This window comes from Streptomyces sp. V3I8 (genome assembly GCF_030817535.1).
Taxonomy (GTDB): Bacteria; Actinomycetota; Actinomycetes; order Streptomycetales; family Streptomycetaceae; genus Streptomyces.
Genome location: NZ_JAUSZL010000002.1, coordinates 1,687,639 through 1,711,740, shown reverse-complemented (window position 1 = coordinate 1,711,740; position 24,102 = coordinate 1,687,639). Strand labels below are relative to the sequence as shown.

Annotated in this window: 18 protein-coding genes; 8 read left to right on the top strand and 10 right to left on the bottom strand. The window is 71.6% G+C overall.

The window, feature by feature from the left end; genetic code table 11:
• The first annotated feature begins 7 nt into the window (after positions 1-7).
• Complete coding sequence (locus tag QFZ75_RS07500; RefSeq protein WP_307534884.1) at positions 8-748, top strand: class I SAM-dependent methyltransferase; 741 nt, start codon at positions 8-10, stop codon at positions 746-748.
• Between the two features lie 62 nt (positions 749-810).
• Here the strand turns inward: QFZ75_RS07500 and QFZ75_RS07495 are convergent, their stop codons facing one another.
• Positions 811-1,290: a hypothetical protein gene (locus QFZ75_RS07495; RefSeq protein WP_307534883.1), complete on the bottom strand. Its 480-nt coding sequence runs from the start codon at positions 1,288-1,290 to the stop codon at positions 811-813.
• A gap of 62 nt (positions 1,291-1,352) precedes the next feature.
• Here QFZ75_RS07495 and QFZ75_RS07490 point away from each other — a divergent pair, with 62 nt between their 5' ends.
• Both QFZ75_RS07490 and QFZ75_RS07485 read left to right on the top strand, forming a co-directional pair.
• Positions 1,353-2,306 (top strand): YafY family protein, encoded by a 954-nt coding sequence (locus QFZ75_RS07490; RefSeq protein WP_307534882.1) that lies wholly within the window; start codon positions 1,353-1,355, stop codon positions 2,304-2,306.
• 91 nt (positions 2,307-2,397) lie between these two features.
• Positions 2,398-4,269 carry a rhamnogalacturonan lyase gene (locus QFZ75_RS07485; protein ID WP_307534881.1) on the top strand — a complete coding sequence of 624 codons (1,872 nt, stop codon included), beginning with the start codon at positions 2,398-2,400 and terminating at the stop codon, positions 4,267-4,269.
• Between the two features lie 96 nt (positions 4,270-4,365).
• On the opposite strand, the gene QFZ75_RS07480 is transcribed toward QFZ75_RS07485, so the two are convergent.
• Positions 4,366-4,818, bottom strand: a complete 453-nt coding sequence (locus QFZ75_RS07480; protein ID WP_307534879.1) for a PASTA domain-containing protein — start codon at positions 4,816-4,818, stop codon at positions 4,366-4,368.
• Here QFZ75_RS07480 and QFZ75_RS07475 point away from each other — a divergent pair.
• Positions 4,817-5,032 carry a hypothetical protein gene (locus QFZ75_RS07475; protein WP_307534878.1) on the top strand — a complete coding sequence of 72 codons (216 nt, stop codon included), beginning with the start codon at positions 4,817-4,819 and terminating at the stop codon, positions 5,030-5,032. The two genes, QFZ75_RS07480 and QFZ75_RS07475, sit on opposite strands and share 2 nt — an antisense overlap.
• Positions 5,033-5,149: 117 nt before the next feature.
• On the opposite strand, the gene QFZ75_RS07470 is transcribed toward QFZ75_RS07475, so the two are convergent.
• Positions 5,150-7,834, bottom strand: coding sequence for a cellulose binding domain-containing protein (locus QFZ75_RS07470; RefSeq protein ID WP_307534877.1), 2,685 nt, complete (start codon positions 7,832-7,834; stop codon positions 5,150-5,152).
• 204 nt (positions 7,835-8,038) lie between these two features.
• On the bottom strand, positions 8,039-10,951 hold the full coding sequence (locus tag QFZ75_RS07465) for a glycoside hydrolase family 48 protein (RefSeq protein ID WP_307534876.1): 2,913 nt from the start codon (positions 10,949-10,951) through the stop codon (positions 8,039-8,041).
• Between the two features lie 488 nt (positions 10,952-11,439).
• Between QFZ75_RS07465 and QFZ75_RS07460 the strand changes: the two genes are divergently transcribed.
• The 3 genes from QFZ75_RS07460 (at position 11,440) to QFZ75_RS07450 (ending at position 15,023) form a co-directional block, all read left to right on the top strand.
• Positions 11,440-13,161: a glycoside hydrolase family 6 protein gene (locus tag QFZ75_RS07460; RefSeq protein WP_307534875.1), complete on the top strand. Its 1,722-nt coding sequence runs from the start codon at positions 11,440-11,442 to the stop codon at positions 13,159-13,161.
• A 160-nt stretch (positions 13,162-13,321) separates the two neighbouring features.
• Positions 13,322-14,206, top strand: a complete 885-nt coding sequence (locus QFZ75_RS07455; RefSeq protein ID WP_307534873.1) for a trans-aconitate 2-methyltransferase — start codon at positions 13,322-13,324, stop codon at positions 14,204-14,206.
• A 115-nt stretch (positions 14,207-14,321) separates the two neighbouring features.
• Positions 14,322-15,023 (top strand): SDR family oxidoreductase, encoded by a 702-nt coding sequence (locus QFZ75_RS07450; protein WP_307534871.1) that lies wholly within the window; start codon positions 14,322-14,324, stop codon positions 15,021-15,023.
• Here the strand turns inward: QFZ75_RS07450 and QFZ75_RS07445 are convergent.
• From QFZ75_RS07445 to QFZ75_RS07430, 4 genes are all read right to left on the bottom strand, one after another.
• Positions 14,983-15,513, bottom strand: a complete 531-nt coding sequence (locus QFZ75_RS07445) for a glycoside hydrolase family 75 protein (RefSeq protein ID WP_307534870.1) — start codon at positions 15,511-15,513, stop codon at positions 14,983-14,985. The genes QFZ75_RS07450 and QFZ75_RS07445 overlap by 41 nt on opposite strands.
• Before the next feature lie 152 nt (positions 15,514-15,665).
• Positions 15,666-16,454: an aldo/keto reductase gene (locus tag QFZ75_RS07440; protein WP_373466029.1), complete on the bottom strand. Its 789-nt coding sequence runs from the start codon at positions 16,452-16,454 to the stop codon at positions 15,666-15,668.
• Between the two features lie 250 nt (positions 16,455-16,704).
• Entirely contained in the window at positions 16,705-18,531 is a 1,827-nt protein-coding gene (locus QFZ75_RS07435; RefSeq protein WP_307534867.1) for a long-chain fatty acid--CoA ligase, read from the bottom strand.
• Positions 18,532-18,753: 222 nt separating this feature from the next.
• Positions 18,754-19,620, bottom strand: a complete 867-nt coding sequence (locus QFZ75_RS07430) for a LysR substrate-binding domain-containing protein (RefSeq protein ID WP_307534865.1) — start codon at positions 19,618-19,620, stop codon at positions 18,754-18,756.
• A gap of 240 nt (positions 19,621-19,860) precedes the next feature.
• Here QFZ75_RS07430 and QFZ75_RS07425 point away from each other — a divergent pair, with 240 nt between their 5' ends.
• The gene (locus QFZ75_RS07425; protein WP_307544276.1) at positions 19,861-20,880 is read left to right on the top strand and encodes a bile acid:sodium symporter family protein; all 1,020 of its coding nucleotides are present in this window, start codon (positions 19,861-19,863) and stop codon (positions 20,878-20,880) included.
• On the opposite strand, the gene QFZ75_RS07420 is transcribed toward QFZ75_RS07425, so the two are convergent.
• Together QFZ75_RS07420 and QFZ75_RS07415 are read right to left on the bottom strand one after the other, a co-directional pair.
• Positions 20,819-22,078, bottom strand: coding sequence for a DUF4185 domain-containing protein (locus tag QFZ75_RS07420; RefSeq protein ID WP_307534863.1), 1,260 nt, complete (start codon positions 22,076-22,078; stop codon positions 20,819-20,821). The two genes, QFZ75_RS07425 and QFZ75_RS07420, sit on opposite strands and share 62 nt — an antisense overlap.
• Positions 22,079-22,088: 10 nt before the next feature.
• On the bottom strand, positions 22,089-24,053 hold the full coding sequence (locus tag QFZ75_RS07415) for an exo-alpha-sialidase (protein WP_307534862.1): 1,965 nt from the start codon (positions 24,051-24,053) through the stop codon (positions 22,089-22,091).
• Positions 24,054-24,102: the final 49 nt, after the last annotated feature.

Below are 24,102 nucleotides of genomic sequence, written 5' to 3'. Positions count from 1 at the left end.
CACACCGGTGTTCGACTACGACGAGGAAGCCGAGCGGTACGACGCGTCGCGCGGTGGCGAACCGCGGGCGGCCGCGGCCGCGGCCGCCGTACTGGGGCTGATACCCGAAGGCGCGGCCACCCTCCTGGACGTGGCCTGCGGCACCGGCACCGTGACCCGCCGGCTCGCGGCGGCCGACCTCGACGTGACAGGGGTCGACGCGGCGTGCGGCATGCTGCGCCAGGCCGCCGCACGGGTGCCGGGCCGGGTCGTGCTCGCCGACATCCGCCAACTCCCTTTCCCGCCCGCCTCGTTCGACGCCGTCTCGGCGATCTGGCTGCTGCACCTCCTGGACGACGCCGAACGGGTCGTCGCCGAGGCGGCCCGGGTGCTGCGCCCCGGCGGTGTCTTCGTCACGACCGTCGACAAGGCCGCCTCGCACGACGTGGGCAGCGACATCGACGCCGTGATGGCGCCGCGCCCCCGCCGCGCCGCCCGCGACCGCCCGGACCTGGTGGCCTCGTACGCCGCCCGGTACGCGCTGCTCCCCGCCGGAGCTGCGAGCTTCCGCGGCCGCGGTCAGGGCCGGACCCCGTCCCGGGCGGCGGCCGACGTACGCCGCGGCTGGTACACCCTGCTGCCGCCGGGCGAGCCGCTCACCGAGCGGCTCGCGGTCCGCCTGGAGCACCTCCCGGACCAGCACGTCCCGCGTGCTGAACCGGAGTTCAAGGTGCGGGCGTTCCGGAAGCCGGGGCCGGCCGACGGGTGAGGTCCATGACCCGGTCGGTCACCCGGCCCCTTTCCGCGCCTGGTCGGGCACGTCCGTGGCGCTCACGCGCGGTCTCCCGTCGTGCCCTCGGGCAGGCGGTCGGCGAGGTAGGCGTCGAGGCAGGGGGCGTCGGGCGCGAGCATGTGCCGTACCCAGGCGTCGCGTTCGTGCAGGATCGGCGGCAGCTCCCAGACGCAGCCGATCCACGGCCGCTCCAGGACGACGAAGTGCGTGGGCACGCGGTCCGGGCAGCCGAGCACGGGCTGGCCCGCCGCGGCGGCCCGGAAGTGCAGGACGTTGTCCCACACCCAGCTGTACGCGTTGAGGTACGCGCCGTCGTCGCCGCCCCGGTGCAGCACGACGAACGTGGCGGGCGGGGTGCCGTCCGCCTCCGGAAGCAGCTCCGGCAGCATCGCGTACGCCGCCTCCTCGACGTCGGGCGCGATACCGGCCGGGTCGGCGGTGACGTGGTAGCGCTTGATCCGCCGGCCCGCGACCTCGACGGGCGGCGGCACGGTCAGCAGTTTCTCCTCGAAAGCCATGAGGGGACGCTAAGCCCGCTCCACTGACACCTTCTGTCAGTGGAGCCTGTCATGGTGTCGGGATGAAATCGGCCCGCCTCGTCTCCATCCTGCTGCTGCTCCAGACCCGGGGCCGGATGACGGCCGCCGCCCTCGCGGCCGAGCTGGAGGTCTCGGTGCGCACGGTCTACCGGGACGTCGAGGCGCTGGGCGCGGCCGGGGTCCCGCTGTACGGGGACGCCGGGCACGCGGGGGGCTACCGGCTCCTCGACGGCTACCGCACCCGCCTGACCGGCCTCACCGTGGGCGAGACCGAGGCGCTGTTCCTGGCGGGTGCGCCCGGCCCCGCCGCCGAACTCGGGCTCGGCCCGCTGCTGGCCGCCGCCCAGCTCAAGGTGCGCGCCGCCCTGCCGCGGGAGCTGCGCGCGCACGCCGACCGGATCAGCGGCCGCTTCCACCTGGACGCGCCCGGCTGGTACGCCGACGCCGGCGGCGAAGCCACCGCGTACCTCCCGGCCGTGGCCGACGCCGTCTGGAACAGCAGGGTGCTGCACGTGCTGTACCGCCGCTGGCGCGAGCCGACCGACGTGCGGCGCCGCCTCGAACCGTACGGGCTGGTCCTGAAGGCCGGCCGCTGGTACGTGGTCGCGGGCCCGGGGCCGCGTACCTTCCGGGTCGACCAGATCCTCGCACTGGACACATCCGACGAGGAGTTCGCCCGGCCGGACGGATTCGACCTCGGCGCGTACTGGACCGGGTACCAGCGGGACTTCCACGACCGCCTGCACCGGGCCGAAGCGGTGGTCCGGCTCGCTCCCGGCGTCCGGCTCACCGGAGCGGCGGGTGAGGCGGTGCGGGCCGACGGCGTGACGACCGAAGGGGGTTGGGTCCGGGCCACGGTGCCCATCGAGTCCGTCGAGCACGCCCACGCCGAGTTCCTGCGGCTCGGTACGGACATCGAAGTGCTGGAACCCGCGGAACTGCGGACCCGGATCGCGGCCACGGCCGCGGCGCTGGCCCGCACGTACGGAACATAGAGAGCGCTTGCTGAAGGTCGGCAACTCCCGTGTCCGCGGCGGCGACTGAGAGGGCAGAACCCGTCTGCCCCTCCCAGGGAGGTATCCCACCGTGCAGCACCCGCATCGCAGACGCAGCAGGACCCGCCTCCTCCTGTCCACCGCGCTCGTCGGCGTCCTCGCCGCCGCCGGGCTCACCACGCTCACCGCCACGCCGGCCCGGGCCGCGACCGCGCGCCAGGCCGAGAAGCTCGACCGGGGCGTCGTCAGCGTCCACACCGACGCGGGCAACCTGGTCAGCTGGCGCTGGCTCGGCACCGACCCGAACGACGTGTCGTTCAACGTGTACCGGGCGGGTACGAAGGTCAATTCGGCCCCGGTCACCGGCTCGACGAACTACTTCCACTCCGGCGGGCCCGCCCAGGCCGACTACACGGTCCGCGCGGTCGTGGGCGGCGTCGAGCAGAGCGACTCCGTGCACGCGATCCAGTTCCGCACCGGGTACAAGGACGTCCCGATCACCCCGCCCGCCGGTGGCACGAGCCCCGACGGCGTGGCGTACACCTACGAGGCCAACGACGCCTCGGTCGGTGACCTCGACGGCGACGGCGCGCTCGACTTCGTCCTGAAGTGGCAGCCCACCAACGCCAAGGACAACTCGCAGTCCGGCTACACCGGCAACACGATCATCGACGGCGTCAAGCTCGACGGCACCCGGCTGTGGCGCATCGACCTCGGGCGCAACATCCGCTCGGGCGCCCACTACACGCAGTTCCAGGTGTACGACTACGACGGCGACGGCAAGGCCGAGGTGGCCGCGAAGACCGCCGACGCCACGGTCGACGGGACGGGCGCCGTCATCGGCACCTCCTCCGCCGACCACCGCAACTCCAGCGGCTACGTCCTGACCGGGCCGGAGTACCTGACCATGTTCAACGGTCAGACGGGCAAGGCGATGGGGACGGTGGACTACGTCCCGGCGCGCGGCACGGTCTCCTCGTGGGGCGACTCGTACGGCAACCGCGTGGACCGGTTCCTGGCCGGCACCGCCTATCTGGACGGCGCCCGGCCCTCGCTGATCATGGCGCGCGGCTACTACACGCGCTCGGTGATCGCGGCCTGGGACTGGCGGGGCGGGGCGTTCACCCGGCGGTGGACCTTCGACACCAACGCGTCGACCAACACGGGTAAGGGTTTCGACGGCCAGGGCTCGCACAGCCTCTCCGTCGGGGACGTCGACAACGACGGCAAGGACGAGATCGTCTACGGGGCGATGGCCGTCGACGACAACGGCAACGGCCTGTGGACCACGAAGACCGGGCACGGCGACGCCCAGCACCTGGGCGACCTCGACCCGGGGACCTCGGGCCTCGAGTACTTCAAGGTCTCCGAATCCGCCTCCCAGCCCGCCGAGCTGTACATCAACCCCGCGAGCGGCGCGATCCGCTGGCAGCTCGCCGCCTGCTGCGACAACGGCAGGGGAGTGGCCGGGGACGTCTACGCGGGCAACGACGGCGCGGAGGTGTGGTCCGCCTCCGACACGAACATCCGTGACGAGGCCGGCGCCGCCAAGGGCCGTGAACCGTCCTCCGTCAACTTCCTCTCCTGGTGGGACGGGGACACCACGCGCGAACTCCTCGACGGCACCCACATCGACAAGTACGGCACGTCGTCCGACACCCGCCTGCTGACGGGCGCCTCGGTCCACTCCAACAACGGCACCAAGGCGACCCCGGCCCTCTCGGGCGACCTCTTCGGGGACTGGCGCGAGGAGGTGGTCTGGGCGACCGGCGACAACACGGCACTGCGCATCTACTCGACCCCGACGGAAACCACCACGCGCATCACGACCCTGCTCCACGACACGATGTACCGCACGGGCATCGCGTGGCAGAACACCGCCTACAACCAGCCCCCGCACCCGAGCTTCTACCTGGGCAGCGGCATGCCGACGGCCCCGAGGCCGACGATCTACACACCCTGACCCGCGAAAACGCACATCGCCGCGTCGAGGAGCGGCCGCCCGCGCAGCGGACGGCCGCTCCACGCCGTGGAAACGGCAGAGACACCTTCGGTGTGTCTACGAACAGTTCTCCTCGAACTTGACCGCGGTCAGCGTCACCGGCCGGCCGTTCAGGGAGACCCCCGCGGCCGGCTTCTGGGAACACACCTTCCAGTTCGACTCCATCAGCACCCAGCGGTCCTCCGGCAGCGCGTCCTCGACGGTGACGGATGTGCCCGGGTCGAGAGCCGCCCGTGCCGCCTTCACCGACGTGCCCGCGAAGTCCGGCATCCTGCCGCCCGCCGCGGCCGGCGGCTTCTCGTCCTTCGCGGGACAGTTCTCCTCCCACTTCACCGCGCCGAGATCGAGACCGGTGTCTGTTGCCCTGGAGGCGCCGGCCCGGACGTTCTGGCTGCACACCTTCCAGTTCCGGTCGAAAGCCTGCATCCGATCCCTGCCGAGGGAGTCGTGCGAGGTGAGCCCGTGGAAACCCACGTCCTGGGCCCGGTCCTGCGCGGACTGCAACCCCATGCCCACGAAGTCCGGAACGGTCGCCTTCCTGTTCGCGGCCCCCGCCGGTCTGCCGTCCTTCACGACCTTGTCGTCCCTGCCCGGTTCCGCTTCGGCGCTCGCCGTGACGGTCACGGTGGCCTGCGGCGGGGACGACGACGCGCTTGCGCGCCCAGCCTTCCGGCCGGGGTGGCACGGGTGGCTGTGGCGGCAGTCCCCACTGCGGCTGTGGTGACTTGGTTGTGATCTAAACCAACAAAGGGGCGATGCCGGACACAGTGCCGTCGGACGCATCGAGGAGGGCGCGGGCCCCATGCGGCCCGCGCCCTCCCGTTCGTCCGGCCCGGGTGTGTCAGGTCACCGAGCAGGACTGGTCCGCCCGCTGGAACGCCGTCGGTTTTCCGTTCGCGCCGGACCAGCTGCCCGTGAAACCGAAGCTCACGGACGAGCCCGCCGCCACGTTCGCGTTCCAGTTCACGTTCTTCGCCGTGACCGCCGCTCCGGACTGCGTGGGCTCGGCGTTCCACGCCTGGGTGACGCTCTGGCCGTCGGCGAAGGACCAGGTGAGCGCCCAGCCCGTCCAGGCGGCCGAGCCGGTGTTGGTCAGCCGGACGTCCGCCTGGAAGCCGCCCGACCACTGGTTCGTGATCTTGTACGTGACCGCGCAGGCACCGGTCGGCGTCGGGTCCGTACCGCCGCCGCCGTCCCCGCCGCCGGTGCCGGACGAGTCGCCGTAGACGACCCCGCGCCCGTTCGTCGACACGTACACGCGCCCGTAGACGCGCGGGTCGCCGGTGATGGCCGCACCCGTCCAGCCCCACTGGTGGGCGTCGTCGTTGATACGGGTCCAGGTCGCGCCCTTGTCCGTGGAGCGGAAGATCCCGCGTACGCCGCCGATCTTCGCGCTCGTGTAGAGCGTCTGGTACGAGGCGCCGGCCGCCGCCTTGCCGAAGCCGATCGTGTCGGCCTGCTCGACGCCCGGCAGCTTGGTGAAGGTCGCGCCGGAGTCCGCGGAGTGCCACAGCCCGTACGCGCCGTCGCTCGCCCCGCCCGCGAGCCAGACGTCACCCTTCGTGCCGGGCAGCGCCTTGAAGCGGACGCTGTCGCCGCTCGGCAGTCCGGTCGCGGAGGAGGCGGTGAAGGTCGCCCCGCCGTCCGAACTCACGTAGAACTTGCCCGACTTGAAGCCGTAGAAGGTCTTCGGGTCGACCCGGTCCGACTCCACGACCGCGCCGGCCGGGATGCCGCTCGACGCCGACCAGGACGTGCCGAACCCGGTCGCGTAGTGCACACCCGCGCCCTCCGGACTCCACACGAACCGGCTTCCGTCGGAGGCCGAGGCGACCGTGCCGCCGCCGCTCACGCCCGAAGGGTCGGTGCCCGCGAACCAGTTGGCGCCGTTGTCCGTCGAGAACGCCACGTGCGGCCCCGAGTCCAGATTGCCGGCCCGCACCACGACGCCCGGGTTCGACTCCGCGAAGTCGAGGCTCGTCGTGGTGGTGAAGTTCGGCGAGGTGAACATCATCGAGGGGACCTTGGTGAGGTCCGTGTGCCGGAAGCCGCCGATGTCACCGAGGGCGCTCAGGAGTTGGGCGCCGCCGGACGGGGGAGCGGCCAGGTCGTTGACCGCCGTCTCCTCCAGCCCCTGCACCATCGGCTTGATGGTGAACTGGCCGCCGCTGTCCCACTGGCCGAGGTTCTCCGTCCCGTAGACCGTCGCACCCGTCCCGTACATCATCCGGGCCGAGTCGAACGGATCGATCTCCAACGCCTCGGTCATCCAGCCCAGTTTGGGCGTCTGCTCCGGCGGCGACGGATTCGCGCCCCACGTCAGCCAGGGCGAGGACGACACGTCCATGGTGTAGCGGTTCGAGCGGTCGGGGTACGACGTGTAGTCCCAGGCCTTCGTCCAGGTGCCGCCGCTGTCGGTCGAGCGGAAGATCTGCGTGTCCGGCCACCAGGAGCTGTACGCCGTCGCCATCACCGTCCCCGGCTTCTGCCGGTCGACCGTCAGCCCGCTGAAGCCGTAGTAGGTGTCGGCCTCCGCGACCGGGCTGATGTCCGTCCAGGCGCCGGTCGCCGTCGCGTACCGCCACAGCCGGCCCTTGCCGCCGTCGTACGGTCCTCCCTTGTCGCTGTACGCGAGGTACAGGTAGCCGTTCCGCGCGTCCAGGACGCCCTTGTGGGCCAGGTGTCCGGTGGGCTGCCCGGCCAGCCGCGACCAGGTCACGCCCGCGTCGGTCGAGCGGTAGACCGCGTTGTCCTTGTCGGCGACCCCGACATAGACGACGCGGGTGGCGTCCGTGCCGGTGGCGGTCGACTCGTCGAAGGTGACCCAGGCGATGCCCTGGTTGTCGGAGGTGTACCCGCTCGTGTCGGTCGGATCCTGCACGTAGTTCCCGGCGTTGGGGAAGCTCGTCACCTGCGACCAGGAGGCCCCCGAGTCCGTGGACCGCCACAGCCCCTTGCCGCTCGGCGCGCCCAGGTACAGGACGCTGTTCCTGTGCGGGTCGACCGCGAGCCGCTCACCCATGCCGCGCCCCGGCATGTTGCCGCCCAGCTTGAACGGCAGGTCGGCCTTCTGCCAGGTCGCGCCCCGGTCGGCGGACCTCAGCACGGCCCCGTTGCCGGGGTCCCAGCTGTTCGTGTACGTGCCGACGGCGGCGTACACCTTGCTGGGCGCCACCGGGTCGGAGGCGAGGCTCACCACCCCGGTGTGCCCCCAGCGGTCCCAGCCGACCGAGTCGAGCAGCGGCGTCCAGCTCTTCGACGCCTGCTGCCAGCGGTAGGCACCGCCGATGTCGGTGCGGGCGTAGGCGAGGTTCTTCTCGGACCGGTTGAACACGATGCCGGGCACGAAGCCGCCCCCGTCGATGCGGGCGTTCTTCCAGGTGTACGTGTCGGCGGCGACGGCCGCCGCCGGAGCCGCCTTCCCGACGGCGGGCTGTGCGGCCTGCGCGGCCAGTGCGGGCGGCGTACCGGCCAGCAGCCCGGCGGCGAGCCCGAGCACGGCGGTCAGGACGGGGGTTCTTCGCACGGTGACCCTCTCCTTGCGTGGGGGGGGAGGTAGTGGGGGGAGACGCGAAAGGCCGGGCGGCCCCCAGTGCGGGTGGGGACCGCCCACGGCACGTGCTGTCACTGCCCGAGCCCCGTCTCTGTTAGGGGCGCGAGGAACTGCGCGACCAGCCACGACCAAGCCGCAGCCGACGTACCGACCTTCCCGCGGAGCGACATGCGGGGGCTATTCGAGAAGCTCCGCGTACGCGCCCATGGCGAGCGCGATGTCCGCCTGGGCCCAGAACCGGTGGTACGTGAAGGAGGGCGCGGCCCCGCCCGCCAGGTACGACTCGATCTTCGACCAGGCGGGGTCGTCCTCGTAGAACGACCGGATCGAGTCGAACGTCGACGACGCGTTGACGGCGTCCCCGTTCGGCATCGTGCCGGACCAGCCGCTCGGGACGTACACGGCGTCGTCGAAGCGGTTGTAGTCGGAGCGGGTCTCCGGGACGGCGACGCCCAGCGCGTCCTGGTCGTTCGTCCACATGCCGTCCAGCAGCGCCTTCGCCGTGGTCCCCGCCTCGGTGTCCCCGGACCGGTCGGCGTAGTACGTCAGGGTCTTGGCGTACGCGGCCGCCACCCCGACGTCGTTCGTGTAGTCGGCCACGGTGACGTGAAGTCCCGTGTTGGCACCGGGAGTCGACGCGTTCCAGGTGTCGGGCTTGCCCGACCACTGGAGCGTGTTGGGGATCCGGAAGGAGCCGTCCGGGTTGACCGTGGTCTTCGACAGCGCCCAGTCGACCCACTTGTCGAGGACGAGCTTGGCGTCCGCGTCACCCGTCTGCTGGTAGTACTCGGCGACCCGCTCCATCGACCACGCCTGGAAGCCGAACCACTGGTTGGACGGCGGGTCGTGGTAGACGGGCTTCTCGTCGTAGAACATGCCGTAGAAGGTCGGCGTCCCGGACGGCGGCGTCGCGTAACGGCCCTGCCAGCTGTTGGTCGCGCCGCCCGCGATGGCCCCCTCACTGGACTGCAGCCAGCGGTAGAACTCCAGCTGCCGGTCCAGGGACTTGGCCCAGTCCGCCTGTCCTGTCGCCGACTTGGGCTTCAGGTCGGCGTACGAACTGAGCGCGTAGGCGGCCAGGGGGTTCTGGTAGCCGCCGTGCGTGTGGCTGGAGCCGATGCGCCAGGCCCAGCCGGCCGAGGCGTCGGTGGCGCCGCCCCACGCGTAGTACCAGTTCAGCAGGTAGTGCGAGGAGTCCTTGCCGGTGCCCGCCGGGCAGGTCGTCGGCCCCACGCAGTTGCCGATCTTCTTGAAGTACTTGTCGTACATCGAGTAGCGGAGGTAGTCGCCCATCTTGGCGGCCTTGCCGACGGTCGCCGACACCTCGGAACCCTTGCCCTGCGCCTCGGCCCAGACGTCCGCCCAGTACGCGGCCTGCACGGCACGCGCGTCGGCGTCGGGGGCGTTGGTGAACTTCCACTGCTTGGCGTACGAGGCGTCCTTGGTGAACAGGTCCAGGTAGCCGTTGGTGCCGCCGTACTTGAAGGCGTCGCAGGTCGGCTGCGGCACCGTCTCCCACACCGACTCCTGCACACCGCGCTGGAAGGTGTTGATGTAGGACGGCCCGGTGTCGGCCGGACCCGCCTCGCACTTGCCCGGCGCGTTGCCGTAGCCGTAGACGTTGTCCACGTCCTGCAGCCAGTGCATGCCGTACACGTCGTCCGTGCCGTACGCGCTCTTCAGCTCGGCGGCGATCGGGTCCGGGCCGACGGAGACACCCGAGTCGAGCTGCGACGGATACTCGTTCGGAGTGTCCAGCTCGGGCGCGTACGTGGCCGGCTTCGAGGCGTTGTAGAAGGAGTTGGTCGGCTGGTCGGCGTGGGTGGGGATCATGAACTTCTCCATGATGTCCCAGGCGCCGTTGAACTTCGTCCAGTCGCCCGTCACCTTGCCGTACATGGCCTGCAGCCACAGCAGGTAGCTGTACGCCTCCGAGGTCGTCTCATGGCCGTGGTCGGGCGCCTCGACGATCAGTGTCTCCACCGAGTGGTACGGGATGCCCTCCGGCGAGAAGTAGCCGTTCGCCGGATTGGTGATCTTCCCGTAGAGATCCAGGAAGCGGGCGTCGTACTCCTTCGACGCGGCCAGCTGCGTGACGGTGACCGCGGCCTTGGCGTGCCCGGTGGCCGTCGACTCGAAGACGGCCGAACCGGTGCCGGAGGCGGCGGCCGTGACGGTCACCTTCTGCGCCGTGTTCCAGTTCGAGGAGGTGAAGGTGAGCGATGCCCCGCCGGTGACGGACAGCCCCGTGTTGCCGCTCGCGCGAGCGGTCGCCACGGTCACGTTCGCCGACGGCTGGGTGGAGAGCTTCACGTCGTACGTGCCCGCCTTGCCCTGCTGGACGCCGAGTTGCGTCGGCGACACCACCACGGCGGGACCCGAGGCGACCGTGATGCCGACCGGGGTGGACTCCGCCGACGCGCCCAGGCTGTCGTACGCCTTCGCGAGCAGCGAATGACTGCCCACGGTCAAGCCGGTGGCCGAGAGCGAGTAGGGCGAGCTGGTGTCGGTGCCCAGCAGGGTCGTGTCGTCGTAGAACTCGACCTTGCTCACCGTCGCGCCGTCCGCCGCCGCGGCGGTCGCGGCCAGCGGGACCGCGGTGCCCTGCGAGTAGACGGCGCCCGCGGCGGGGCTGGTCAGCACCGTGATCGGCGGCTGGTGGGCGCCGGCGCAGGTCGTGCCGTTGATCGCGAACGAGGCGGGTGCGGCGTTGGTGCCGCTGTACGTGAACTGGGCGCCGGTCGTCACAGCGGCGCCGGCCGCGATCGTCCCGTTCCAGGACGCGTTCCGTGCCGTGACCGTCTTGCCCGACTGCGACCAGGTGCCGCTCCAGCCGCTGCTGAGCTGCTGGTTGCCCGCATAGGCATAGGTCAGGGTCCAGCCGCTGATCGCCTCCGCGCCGCGGTTGGTGAGAGTGAGCTCGGCGGTGAAACCGGAACCCCAGTCGTTCGTCCTGTAGTCGACGCTGCACTGAACAGCCGCCGCCTGTGCAGGAGTTGTACCGGTCGTCAGCATGGCCAGCGGAAGCGCGAGGGCCGCCACCACGGCGGTCCACATCCGCCGCGCACGGCGGTTGTGTCTGGGTGCCATGTTCTGGTTCCTCTCCTTGCGGCTCGGAGACGGGGGAGGGGCAACAAGCCTTGAACCAGTGGGAGCGCTCCCATACTGGGGAGAGGGGTGCGGGGGGTCAAGGTGCTTGAAGAGTCGAAATGATTCGATAGATCAACAGTGCGGCCCCTCTGTCGCTCCTCACCACTTGGCGCTACCTTCGTCCGCACCAGTGGGAGCGGTTCCACCAGTCGACGCGTCCGTCACGGCGCGACCGAACTGCAAGGAGTCCGCTCATGCGACACCCCCCGCGTTCACCTCTTTCCGTGGCCGGCGCCGCCGTACTCCTTCACCGGCCGCGTCATGACGTGCTTCGACGTGCGCCTCTCTTCGCCCGGACCGGCTCCGGAACACCTGGGACAGCACCACCTCCCGGCCGGTCCTGAACCTCCTCACGACGGCACACCCACGTCGTTCGGCATCGGGCCGCGTGTGCTCTGCGCGCCCTCGACGGATAGGACATCGTGCACATGAGCCGTACCAGAACCGCATTCCTCGCTGCCCTGGCGCTGGTCGCCGGGACCGCGGGCGCCGCCGTCGCGGCGATCCCCCCGGACGCCGGCGCGGTCGCCGCCGTCCCCTGCACCGTGGAGTACAAGGTGCAGAACCAGTGGGACACCGGCTTCACCACCTCGGTGACGGTCACCAACAACAGCGCGGCCAAGTCGAGCTGGGCCGTGAAGTGGTCGTACGCCGGGAACCAGAAGGTCGCCAGTGGCTGGAACGCGAAGTTCAGCCAGAGCGGGGCCGCGGTCACCGCCGCCAACGAGGGCTACAACGGCACGCTGGGGACCGGCGCCTCGGTCAGTTTCGGCTTCAACGGCACCTACAGCGGCACCAACGCGCTGCCCACCGCCTTCACCCTCGACGGAGTGACCTGCAACGTCGACGGAGGCACCGACCCCACCGACCCCACCGATCCCACCGACCCTGGAACGGGCAGCAGGGTGGACAACCCGTACGCCGGCGCCAAGGTGTACGTGAACCCGGAGTGGAAGGCGAAGGCCGCGGCCGAGACCGGCGGCAGCCGGATCGCCAACCAGCCCACCGGCGTGTGGCTCGACCGGATCGCCGCGATCAACGGCGTGAACGGCGGCATGGGTCTGCGCGCCCACCTGGACGCGGCGCTGGCCCAGAAGGGCTCGGACCAGCTGGTCGTCCAGCTGGTGATCTACAATCTGCCCGGCCGTGACTGCGCCGCACTGGCGTCCAACGGCGAGCTCGGCCCGACGGAGATCGACAAGTACAAGACCCAGTACATCGACCCGATCGCGGCGATCCTCAAGGACACCAAGTACGCGGGTCTGCGCATCGTCACCACCGTCGAGATCGACTCGCTGCCGAACCTCGTCACCAACGTCTCGCCGCGGGCCACCGCCACGCCCAACTGCGACACGATGAAGGCGAACGGCAACTACGTCAAGGGCGTCGGCTACGCGCTGAACAAGCTCGGCGACGTGCCCAACGTCTACAACTACGTGGACGCCGGACACCACGGCTGGCTCGGCTGGGACGACAACTTCGCGCCGTCCGCCGCGCTCTTCAAGGAGGCCGCCTCCGCCGAGGGCGCGACCGTCGCGGACGTGCACGGCTTCATCGTGAACACCGCCAACTACAGCGCCACGAAGGAGGCGTACTTCACGGTCAACGACTCGGTGAACGGGGCCTCGGTCCGTACGTCGAAGTGGATCGACTGGAACCGGTACGTCGACGAGCAGTCGTACGCGCAGGCCATGCGCAACCAGCTGGTCTCCATCGGCTTCCCCTCCGGGATCGGCATGCTGATCGACACCTCCCGCAACGGGTGGGGCGGCACGGCGCGGCCCACCGCCGCCGGGCCGACGACCAGCGTGGACACGTACGTCGACGGCGGGCGCTACGACCGGCGCATCCACCTCGGCAACTGGTGCAACCAGTCGGGCGCGGGCCTCGGCGAGCGGCCGCAGGCGGCGCCGGCGGCCGGGATCGACGCCTACGTGTGGATGAAGCCGCCGGGTGAGTCGGACGGGTCGAGCACCGCCATCGCCAACGACGAGGGCAAGGGCTTCGACCGGATGTGCGACCCGACGTACACCGGCAACCCGCGGAACAACAACAACATGTCCGGTGCGCTGGCGAACGCGCCGCTGTCCGGGCACTGGTTCTCCGCGCAGTTCCAGGAGCTCATGAAGAACGCGTATCCGGCTCTGTGACCTTCGCTCCTCGCACGGTCACCTGAAAGACGAATGAATGCGCCGTTCCCCGCGTCCCCGGCAAGGGGCGCGGGGAACTGTTGCCGTTTCCGCAAGGCGAGTGGCTGTTTCCGGGAGGTGCGATGCAGGCTGGACGCACCCGAACGAGAGGCTCACAGCCATGGCGCACGATCACGATCACGATCACGATCACGGTGGTCACACCCACATCGACTTCGCCGAGATGCTTCCCCTGCTGGAGCAGGAGGCCGAGTTGTTCACCCCGCTCTACGCGCAGGCGGCGGGGTGGCTGAAGGAACTGCGGACCGATCCGGAACTGATCGTGGACGCGGGCAGCGGTCCCGGCGTCATCTCCTGCCTGCTCGCCGATACGTTCCCGACGGCCCGGGTCGTCGCCGTGGACGGGGCCGGGCCCCTCCTGGAGGCGGCCGGTGCCCGGGCCGGCCGCCTCGGGCTCGGCGACCGCTTCAGCACACTGGAGGCCGAGCTGGGTGACGGGCTCGGCGACCTGGAGTACCCGGCCGACCTCCTGTGGGCCAGCCGCTCCCTGCACCACGTCGGTGACCAGCGCGGTGCCCTCGCCGGTTTCGCCGACCGGCTCGCGCCGGGCGGGACCCTCGCCCTGCTGGAGGGCGGCCTGCCCTCGCGGTACCTCCCGCGGGTCGTCGGCGTCGGCCGTCCGGGTCTGCAGGCCCGGCTGGACGCGGTCCAGGAGGAGTGGTTCGCCCGGATGCGGGCCGGGCTGCCCGGCGCCGTCGCCGAGGACGTCGAGGACTGGCCGGCCCTGCTGACCGCGGTCGGACTGCGCCACACCGGCACCCGCACCTTCCTGCTCGACCTGCCCGCCCCCGTCTCCGACGAGGCCCGCGCGTTCGTCGCCACCTCGCTGCGGCACCGCCGGGACGGCCTCGCGGAGGGGCTCGACGCCGACGACCTCGCCACCCTCGACCGGCTCCTCGACCCGGACGACAAGGTGAGCGTGCACCACCGGCCGGACGTGTTCGTACTGACCGCGCTGACGGTGCATGTCGGGGTGAAGCCCTGAACTGCGCGCCGTACAGCACCTGTTGACATCGAGTGTGCTCCAAGTGATGGACTCCGGGCACTTCGTCGCCCACGGTCCGTCCGTGGGGGCACACGACTGTCAACAGGGGGACCACATGACCGACTCACCGGTCGCACTCGTCACCGGCGGCGGCAGCGGCATCGGAGCGGCGGTGGCCCGGCAGCTGCTCGACGCCGGGCACCGGGTCACGGTGACCGGCCGCGGGGAGGAACGACTGCGGGGATTCGCCGAACAACTGGGCAAGCCGGAAGGGCTGTTGACCTTTCCGGGTGACGCGGCCGACTACGACCACGTCCGGGCCGCGGTCGAGGCGACGGTGGAGAGGTTCGGGCGGCTCGACACCGTGGTCGCCAACGCCGGATACGCCACGCACGACACCGTCGCCGAGGGCGATCCGGCCGGCTGGCGCGACATGGTGCTGACCAACGTGCTCGGGCCCGCGCTGCTCGTCCGCGCGTCGATCGGACAGCTGAAGGAGACCCGGGGGCGGATCGTGCTCGTCGGCAGCGTGGCCGGGCACATCCACGGCCCCGGCAACATCTACGGGGCGACCAAGTGGGCCGTCACCGGGCTCGCCGAGAACACCCGCCGCCAGGTCACCGAGTACGGCGTGGGCGTGACGCTCATCTCCCCCGGCCGGACGCAGACCCCGTTCTGGGACAGCTACGGCAGCCTGCCGCCCGGCCGTCTGCTCACCGCGGACCAGATCGCGCAGTCGGTGGTCTGGGCGATCCGGCAGCCGGACGGGGTCGACATCAACACCGTGGTCGTACGGCCGACCGGCCAGCCGGTCTGACCGGCCGCCGCAGCGGGTTCAGCCGCCGCGCAGGAACCGCCCCGATGAGGTGCGCGGGGCCGGTGTCCCCGACCACCGCGTACCGCAGCCTGTCCTGGTGGATCACCGCGGCCACGCTGCCGCCCCGGACGCCGGAGTCCGCGTAGTTCCACACGCGGCCGGGAGGGGGCGCGACGATGCAGGGCGGCTTCTGCGAGTTCAGCGCCCTGCCGTCGGACTGCGGGAAGGCGGTCCGGTCCTGGAACCACGGATCGGTGCGGCGGTTGCACCGGGCGGTGACCTGGCCGTCGCAGTCGATGTCCAGGTCGGCCTTCCGCAAGACCGCGCCCTTCCTGCCGCACACGGCGACGGTGGCCCGCTTTCCGGCGTCGGTGCGGTACCGGCCCCTGGAGACCTGTGAGCACCCGGTCGGCTCGATCGGCAGGGCCGCGGCGGCGAGCAGGGCGGCGCCGCCGCCGACCGCGGCGAGGGCCGGGGTCCGCATGCGCATGTGAGGCTCCTCCGGTGGATTCGTCGCGGTACGTTTCCCGCCGGATTCACCCGCGATGCACCGGTACGCCGGATCGGGCGAACGCGACGGAGCCGCCGTCCGTGTCGATCGGGCGGCGGCTCCGTCAGGCCGTACGGTGCGCGGTCGGCCGGTCAGTCGTTGACCGTCGCCGGGTCGGAGCCCAGCCGGCGGTCCTCGTTCAGGGCGCTGATCGCGGCGATGTCCTCGTCGTCGAGCGTGAAGCCGAAGACGTCGATGTTCTCCTTGATCCGGGACGGGGTCACGGACTTGGGGATCACCACGTTGCCCAGCTGGAGGTGCCAGCGCAGCACGATCTGGGCCGGCGTGCGGCCGTGCTTCCGGGCGATGGCCACGAGCGCCGGGACCTCCAGGAGGCCCTTGCCCTGGCCCAGCGGGGACCAGGCCTCGGTGGCGATGCCCTTCTCCGCGTGGTAGGCGCGGACCGCGGCCTGCTGGAGGTGCGGGTGCAGCTCGATCTGGTTGACGGCCGGGACGACGGAGGTCGCGTCGATCAGCCTGTCCAGGTACTCCGGGTGGAAGTTGGAGACACCGATGGACTTGGCGCGGCCGTCCGCGTAGATCTTCTCGAAGGCCTTGTACGTGTCGATGTACTTGTCCTTGGCCGGTACCGGCCAGTGGATGAGGTACAGGTCGACGTAGTCGAGGCCCAGCTTGTCCAGGGACTCGTCGAAGGCGCGCAGCGTGGAGTCGTAGCCCTGCTCCGCGTTCCAGAGCTTGGTGGTGACGAAGAGGTCCTCGCGGGCGACGCCGGAGGAGGCGAGGCCCTTGCCGGTGCCCGCTTCGTTGCCGTAGATCGCGGCGGTGTCGATGCTGCGGTACCCGGCCTCCAGCGCGGTGGCGACGGCTCGCTCCGCCTCGTCGTCCGGCACCTGCCAGACACCGAAGCCCAGCTGGGGCATCTCGACGCCGTTGTTCAGGATGATCGGGGGGACCTTGCTCACGAGCGGTTGATCCTTAGGTCGTCGGTGTGTGTCGGATGACCCCATCCTCAACGATCACGAGGCGTCGTGCATTCCTGTTCCGTGGGTTCGCTGCGCGAAGGGGGGGCGCGCCGAGGAGTACCCCCGCCGGGCCCGTCCGAACCACCGACCTCGTCCGTCGGGCGCGGGAGCGCATGACGTGCGGGGCCGCATGACGTGCGGGAACGCGTCACGCGCGGTACAGCGCCTCGACCTCCGTCGCGTACGCGTTCTCGATCGCCTTGCGCTTGAGCTTCAGGGAAGGCGTCAGCAGGCCGTGTTCCTCGGTGAACTGGTGGGCCAGTATCCGGAACGTGCGGATCGACTCGGCCTGCGAGACCAGGGTGTTCGCGGCCACCACGGCCCGTCGCACCTCGGTCTCCAGGTCGGGGTCGCGCACCAGCTCCGAGGGGGTGAGGCGGGACTTGCCCCGCATCTGCAGCCAGTGCTCGACGGCCTCCCCGTCGAGCGTGACGAGCGCCGCGATGTACGGCCGGTCGTTGCCGACGACGATGCACTGCGCGACCAGCGGATGGTCGCGCACCCGCTCCTCCAGGACCCCCGGCGAGACGCTCTTTCCGCCGGAGGTCACCAGGATCTCCTTCTTGCGCCCGGTGATGGTGAGGTAGCCGTCCTCGTCGAGCGACCCCAGGTCGCCGGTGGCGAGCCAGCCGTCCTGCAGGGCCGCGTCGGTGGCCTTGGTGTCGTTGAGATAGCCCTGGAAGACGTTGTCGCCGCGCAGCCACACCTCGCCGTCGTCCGCGATGTGCACGGTCGTGCCCGGGATGGGCTGACCGACGGTCCCGTACCGGGTGCGCTCGGGCGGGTTGGCGGTCGCGGCGGCCGTGGACTCGGTGAGCCCGTACCCCTCGTAGATCTGCACACCGGCGCCCGCGAAGAACAGGCCGAGTCGCCGGTCCATCGCGGAGCCGCCGGACATGGCGTGCCGCACGCGCCCGCCCATCGCGGCCCGGATCTTGGAGTAGACGAGTTTGTCGAAGAGCTGGTGCTGCATGCGCAGCGCGGCCGACGGGCCGGGTCCGGTGTCCCACGCCTTCGCCTCCACCGCGTCCGCGTAGCGCACCGCGACCTCGACGGCCTTCTCGAACGGGGCCTCCTTGCCCTCCTTCTCGGCCTTGCGGCGGGCCGCGTTGAAGACCTTCTCGAAGATGTACGGCACGGCCAGGAAGAACGTCGGCCGGAACGCGGCCAGGTCGGGCAGCAGGGCCGCCGCGCTGAGCTGCGGCTGATGGCCGAACTTGACCTTCCCGCGGACCGCGGCGACCTGCACCATCCGGCCGAAGACATGCGCGAGCGGCAGGAACAGCAGGGTGGCCGCCTCGTCACCGCGCCTGGAGTGGAAGAGCGGCTCCCAGCGCCCGATCGCCGTGTCCGTCTCGAACATGAAGTTGGCGTGCGACAGGACGCACCCCTTGGGACGGCCGGTGGTGCCGGACGTGTAGATGATCGTCGCCGTCGACTCCGGGGTGACCGCGCGCCGGTGCCGGTGCACCACCTCGTCGTCGATGTGCCCGCCGGCCTCGTACAACTCCTGCACGGCGCCCGCGTCGAGCTGCCACAGCTTGTGCATCGCCGGCAGCCGGTCGATGACGGTGGCGACGGTCATCGCGTGGTCCTCGTGCTCCACCATCGCGGCCGACACCTGCGCGTCGTGCAGCATCCAGAAGACCTGCTCGGCCGAGGAGGTCGAGTAGATCGGCACGACCTGCGCGCCGATGGACCACAGCGCGTAGTCGAAGAGGGTCCACTCGTAGCGCGTACGGGACATGATCGCGACGCGGTCGCCGAACCGGATGCCGTGGGCGAGCAGCCCCTTCGCCAGTGCCAGGACCTCGTCACGGAACTCGGCGGACGTCACGTCCCGCCAGGTGCCGGACTCGTCCTTGCGCCCCAGCGCGACGCGCAGCGGGTCCTCCTGGGCATACTCGAACACGGCATCGGCCAGACCGCCCACCGGCGGTGCCGACGCCAGGGGAGGGTTGGTGAACTCGCTCAATCCCGCTCCTCGTGTGCTCCGCAGCGCCGTGAAAGCTACCCCACGCGGAGCCGCCGCGGGAGGGGCGGCGAACCGTCCGCGAGTCGGGCGTCCGCGCTGGTCAACCCTGTAAATCCGGCCACAAGGGGGAAGGCCGGGACAGAATCCTTACTCATCCGTAAGTTTCGGTGCCGTAATCTCCACGGAATCTGTACGACCCGCTTACGCCGCCCCGCCGGCCCCTCAGCGGGTGCGGTGCAGCCGGTCGCCGGACGACAGGATCGAGGCCGCCAGCGCGTCCGCCGCGCCCCGCGCCGCCGTGTGGCGTCTGCCGTGGACCAGCACGAACTCCACCTCGCCCAGCTCCGGCAGGCCCGCCCGGTCGGGCACCCGCACGAGCCCCGGCGGGATCAGGTCCCGCGCGTGGGCCATCACCCCGAGCCCGGCACGGGCCGCCGCGATCAGACCGTTCAGGCTGCCGCTCGTGCACGCGATGCGCCACGGCCGGCCCTGGCGCTCCAGCGCCTCCAGGGCGAGGGCCCGCGAGATGCCGGGCGGCGGGTAGACGATCAGCGGGACCGGCCGGTCGGGGTCCAGGCGCAGCCGCTCCGCCCCGATCCAGACCATGCGGTCGTACCGGACCAGCTCGCCGCGCGGGTCCTCCGGGCGGCGCTTGGCCAGCACCAGGTCCAGCTTTCCGTCGGTCAGCTGTTCGTGCAGGGTGCCCGAGAGCTCGACCGTCAGCTCCAGGTCGACCTCCGGATGGTCGTGGCGGAAACCCTCCAGGACCTCGGTGAGGCGGGTCAGGACGAAGTCCTCCGAGGCACCGAACCGCAGCCGGCCGCGCAGCCGCGTCCCGCGGAAGAACGCCGCGGCCTGCTCGTGCGCCTCCAGGATCCGGCGCGCGAACCCGAGCATCGCCTCGCCGTCCTCCGTCAGCTCCACGGAGTGGGTGTCGCGGGTGAACAGCTGCCGGCCCGCGCCGGCCTCCAGACGGCGCACGTGCTGGCTGACCGTGGACTGGCGCAGCCCGAGCCGCCGGGCCGCCTGCGTGAAGCTCAGCGTTTGGGCGACGGCCAGGAAGGTACGCAGCTGCGAAGGGTCGTACACGGGCCCGAGGCTACCGCGTCATCACGTCTCGTGATGACAGTCAGAGCGGTATGACGGATTCCCGATCAAGGCCTCGAGGAGGACGATGGAGAGGGCACGCGCCATCGCACGCATCACCGCACCCCCCGTCGAACGACCCAGCTGCAGACCGAGTCAGTGACAAAGATGTCCGCGACGAAGACTGAGCGAACCGAGACTCAGCAACGGAGCACCGTGAAACGCCTCAAGTGGCCGTCCTGGATGCCGATCGACCCGTACATCCTGCTGCTGCTCGGGACGGTGGGCCTCGCCGCCCTCCTGCCCGCCCGGGGAACCGGCGCCGAGGTCGCGTCCGGCGCCTCCACCGCCGCGATCGCCTTCCTCTTCCTCCTCTACGGGGCACGGCTGTCCACCCGCGAGGCGATGGACGGCGTGCGGCACTGGCGCCTGCACCTCACGGTCCTGGCCTGCACGTTCGTGGTGTTCCCGCTGCTGGGCCTGGCGACCCGCGGGCTCGAACCGGTGTTCCTGGACCACTCGCTCCACACCGGGCTGCTCTTCCTCACCCTCGTGCCCTCGACGGTCCAGTCCTCGATCGCCTTCACCTCCATGGCCCGCGGCAACGTGCCCGCTGCGATCTGCGCCGGCTCCTTCTCCTCCCTGGTGGGCATCGTGCTCACCCCGCTGCTCGCCGCGGCGCTGCTCGGCGGCAGCGGGGGCGGTTTCTCCGCGGACTCCCTCGTCAAGATCGTGCTCCAGCTCCTCGTGCCGTTCCTGGCCGGACAGCTGCTGCGCCGCTGGATCGGCGGCTTCGTCGCACGCCACAAGAGGGTCCTCGGTCTCGTCGACCGCGGCTCGATCCTGCTGGTCGTCTACACGGCCTTCAGCGAGGGCATGGTGGAGGGCATCTGGCACCAGGTCAGCCCGCTGCGCCTGGGCGGTCTGCTGGCCGTCGAAGCCGTCCTGCTCGCGATCATGCTCGCGCTGACCTGGTACGGCTCGAAGGCCCTGCGGTTCGGCCGGGAGGACCGCATCGCCATCCAGTTCGCCGGCTCGAAGAAGTCCCTGGCGTCCGGCCTGCCCATGGCCAGCGTGCTCTTCGGCGCCCAGGCCTCGCTGGCCGTGCTGCCGCTGATGCTGTTCCACCAGATGCAGCTGATGGTCTGCGCGGTCATCGCCAAGCGCCGCGCCCGCGACCCCGAGGCGGCGGAACCGTCCCTCACCCCGGACCCAGCCGCAGCCTCACGAATCTCGGTCGGTACAGGGACACGTTCCGACTGAGGTTCGCCTGCGCCGTCACCCCGCCGTCCGCGTCCAGCCAGTTCACGTCGTAGCTCAGCACCAGCCCGTCCCCGCCCGTCGCGTCCGTGCCGATCGCGGGATGGAGCTGCGGGTTGTACGCCGCCACACCCGCCCGCCGCTCCGGCAGCGGCGGGCTGAAGTCCTCGCCCGGCCCGTGCCAGGGCCCGGTGGGGGAGCAGGCCCAGTACGAGGTGACGGTCGTCAGCCCCTCGGCCCCGGCCGCCATCGTGAACAGGACGTACGTCCCGCCGTCCCGGACCACGGTGAACGCGCTGCCCACCCCGGTACGCCCGCCCCGCCCGCCGTCCCCCAGCACGGGCCGCATGTGCGAGGGGATGCTCCACCGCTCGCCGTCCCAGTACCGCCACGCGGCCGGGTCGGCGAGCCGCCCCCGAGGCACGCGCGCGACGTACGCGTTCGACGCCGGCCGGGCGGCGGCCCGCGCGTCGTCACCCCCGAAGACGTACGTCCAGTCGTCGTCGTGAGTCAGCGCGGTCGTACCGAAGAGGACCCGTCGCGACGGGTCCTGGACCCCCTGCTGGTCGAGGATCCGCGTGATGCCCTCCGGCCGCAGCCCGGGCAGCGACAGCGTGGCGACCTCGGTGGCGGTGGGAATTCCGTAGATCCAGGGGTACGCGCCGGTCGTACGCGTCCACAGCACGACCCGCACCACCTGCTCGGACGAGCCGGGGGAACGGGGCTCGACCCGGGCCGCCACCGGCCAGCGCCACTGCCCGGGCGCCGGGTCCGCGAACAGCGGCGCGGGCAGGGTGCGCCGCAGACGCCCGTCCTCCATGACCACGGCCGAGTTGCGCACCAGCGGGGCCGTCGTGTCCCGCCAGGCGTAGGACTCGCCCGCCGGGTTGGGCGGACGGTGCACCTGGCCGAGGTAGGTGTCCGAGAACAGCCAGAGCACCCGTCCGTCCGGCAGCCGCACCGAGTGCGTACCGTCGCCGCCGGTCCAGTCGTCGGCCCGCGAGGCGTCGTCCCCGTACCGTGCGAACTCGTCCGTGACGTCCGCCTGCGTGGTCCACGACGCGACCGTACGGGCGCGGCAGGCATCCTTCCCGCTGTCGTCGCCGGGGACGGCGACGAGCAGCACCGCCCCGAGGACCAGGGCCAGGAGCAGACCGGCCCCGGTCCCCGCGCGCTGTCGTGCTCGTGCGTCGTCGGGCACGCCCGGGACGTTAGTGGCTCGCGCGCACCCGGTCCATGGGCAGCCACAGGACGGTGTCCGGTGTCACCGGCCCGGCCGGGGCCCGCTCCGCGGCCAGTTCGTCGTCGCCCAGCGCCCGGTCGTGCACCCGGACGTCGTCGATGGCGCCGGTGAAGTGGGCGCGGCTGTCGAGCTTCTGGCCGACGTGCACCCCGAACGGCGAGTTCCGGCTCACTGACCCCGGTACGTCGGCCGCCGTGCCGGCCGCGGTCCCGTCGACGAACAGCGCCAGCCGTCCCGCGCCCCGGCGCAGCGCCAGGTGGTGCCACCGCCCGTCGTTGTACGCGCCGTCCGTGCGCACGGACGCGGACCGCGGGGCGCCCGCGCCGTCCCGGACGGTGATCAGGCCCTGCAGCCGGTCGTCCGCGGGCTCGCCGCGCAGCCACACCTGCGGCTGGGTGGTGCCGACCCCGCCCATCCACAGCAACGGCTGCTCGCCCGTCGTCGCCGTGTAGCGGAACCACAGCGACGCCGTGAAGTCCGCGGCCCCGAGCCGCAGCCCGGCGCGGTACGGCAGGCGTACGGCGTCGTCGGCGCCGTCGAAGGCGAGGGCGCCGCCGTGCACGCCGTCCGTCCGCTTCGCCCCGCCGAGGACCGCGGCGCGGGGCGCGCCGGGGGCGAGGTCGGCGGTGGTCGGGTCCGGGCCGCGGCGGGGCGCGAGCCGGTCCTCGGTGAACCGCGCGAAGCGGATCTCGTCGCGCGCGTCCACCGCGCCGCCCTCGTACAGCAGGCCGATCGTGTCGCCGCCGATGCCCACCAGGTCCGAGTAGCCGGACCAGTCGGTGGTGACCACCGTGCCGCGGTCGACGCTGTCCCAGGTGCGCCCGCCGTCGTACGAGGAGCGGATCATCATCGTGCGGCGGCGGTCGGGGTCACCCGGGCAGGCGAGCAGCAGCCGGTCGCCCAGGCGCAGCGTGGAGCCCTGGACCTGGGGCGTGTAGAGGTCGGGCAGGGCGCGGAACGGCGCGGCGAAGCTCTCGCCGCCGTCGGTGCTGAACGCCTGGCTGCGGTGGCCGAGGTCGGTGCCGTCCTGCTCGCGCCCGCTGACGAGGACCGTGCCGTCGGCCCGCTCGGTCACGGTCACCTCGGACGGCTTCTGCCGGAACGTGCCGTCGGCCGCTGTCGGGTACGAGTCGGTCGCCCCGATCCGCCAGTGGTCGCCGCCGTCGTCGCTGACGACGAGCGCCGCGTGGTTGGCACCGACGCGGCTGCCGTCCCAGGTCTCGGTGTTGACGCCGAGGACCAGCCGGCCCGCGTGCCGGCCGCGGGTCAGCTGGATGCCGTGCACCGGGCCGGTCGCGTACCAGGAGTTCCAGTGCGCGGGCAGGATCTCGTCGCTGAGGTCGCGCGGCGCGGACCAGGTGCGGCCGTCGTCGTCGCTGTGCTGCAGGTGCGGGGTGCGGTCGCACGGGACGGCGCAGTTGCCGCCGTCGGTACGGCCCGTGTTGTACGTCTCGGCCAGCACGATCCGGCCCGTCCCGCGGTCCACGACCGGGGCGGGGTTGCCGTGGGTGTCGCCGGCGCCCTCGTTGATCACCTGGAGCGGGCCCCAGGTGCGGCCGCCGTCGGCGGAGCGCTTGAGCACGAGGTCTATGTCGCCGGCGTCGCTGCAGTCGTTCACCCGGCCCTCGGCGAACGCCAGCAGCGTGCCCTTCGTCGTCCGGACGACGGCCGGGATCCGGAAGCAGGCGTACCCGGGGTCCTGGGAGGCCTTGAAGAGCACCTGCTGCTCGAAGGCGGCGGCACCGGCGCTCCCGTCGGATGCGGGCGCGGAGGCGGAGGGGGAGGCGGGCCGGGCGTGGCCGGTGCCCGGCAGCGCGAGCAGCGCGGTGGTGGTGAGGACCGCCGTCAGCGCGGCGGTGACGGCGGTCCTCCCCGGCCTGTGCCGTCCGGCCGGGCCGGGGATGCGGGGGTGTGCGCGAAGGCTCGACGGCATGGTGCGACCTGCCCTTCATGCGTCCTGACATCCGGACATCCCATGTCCG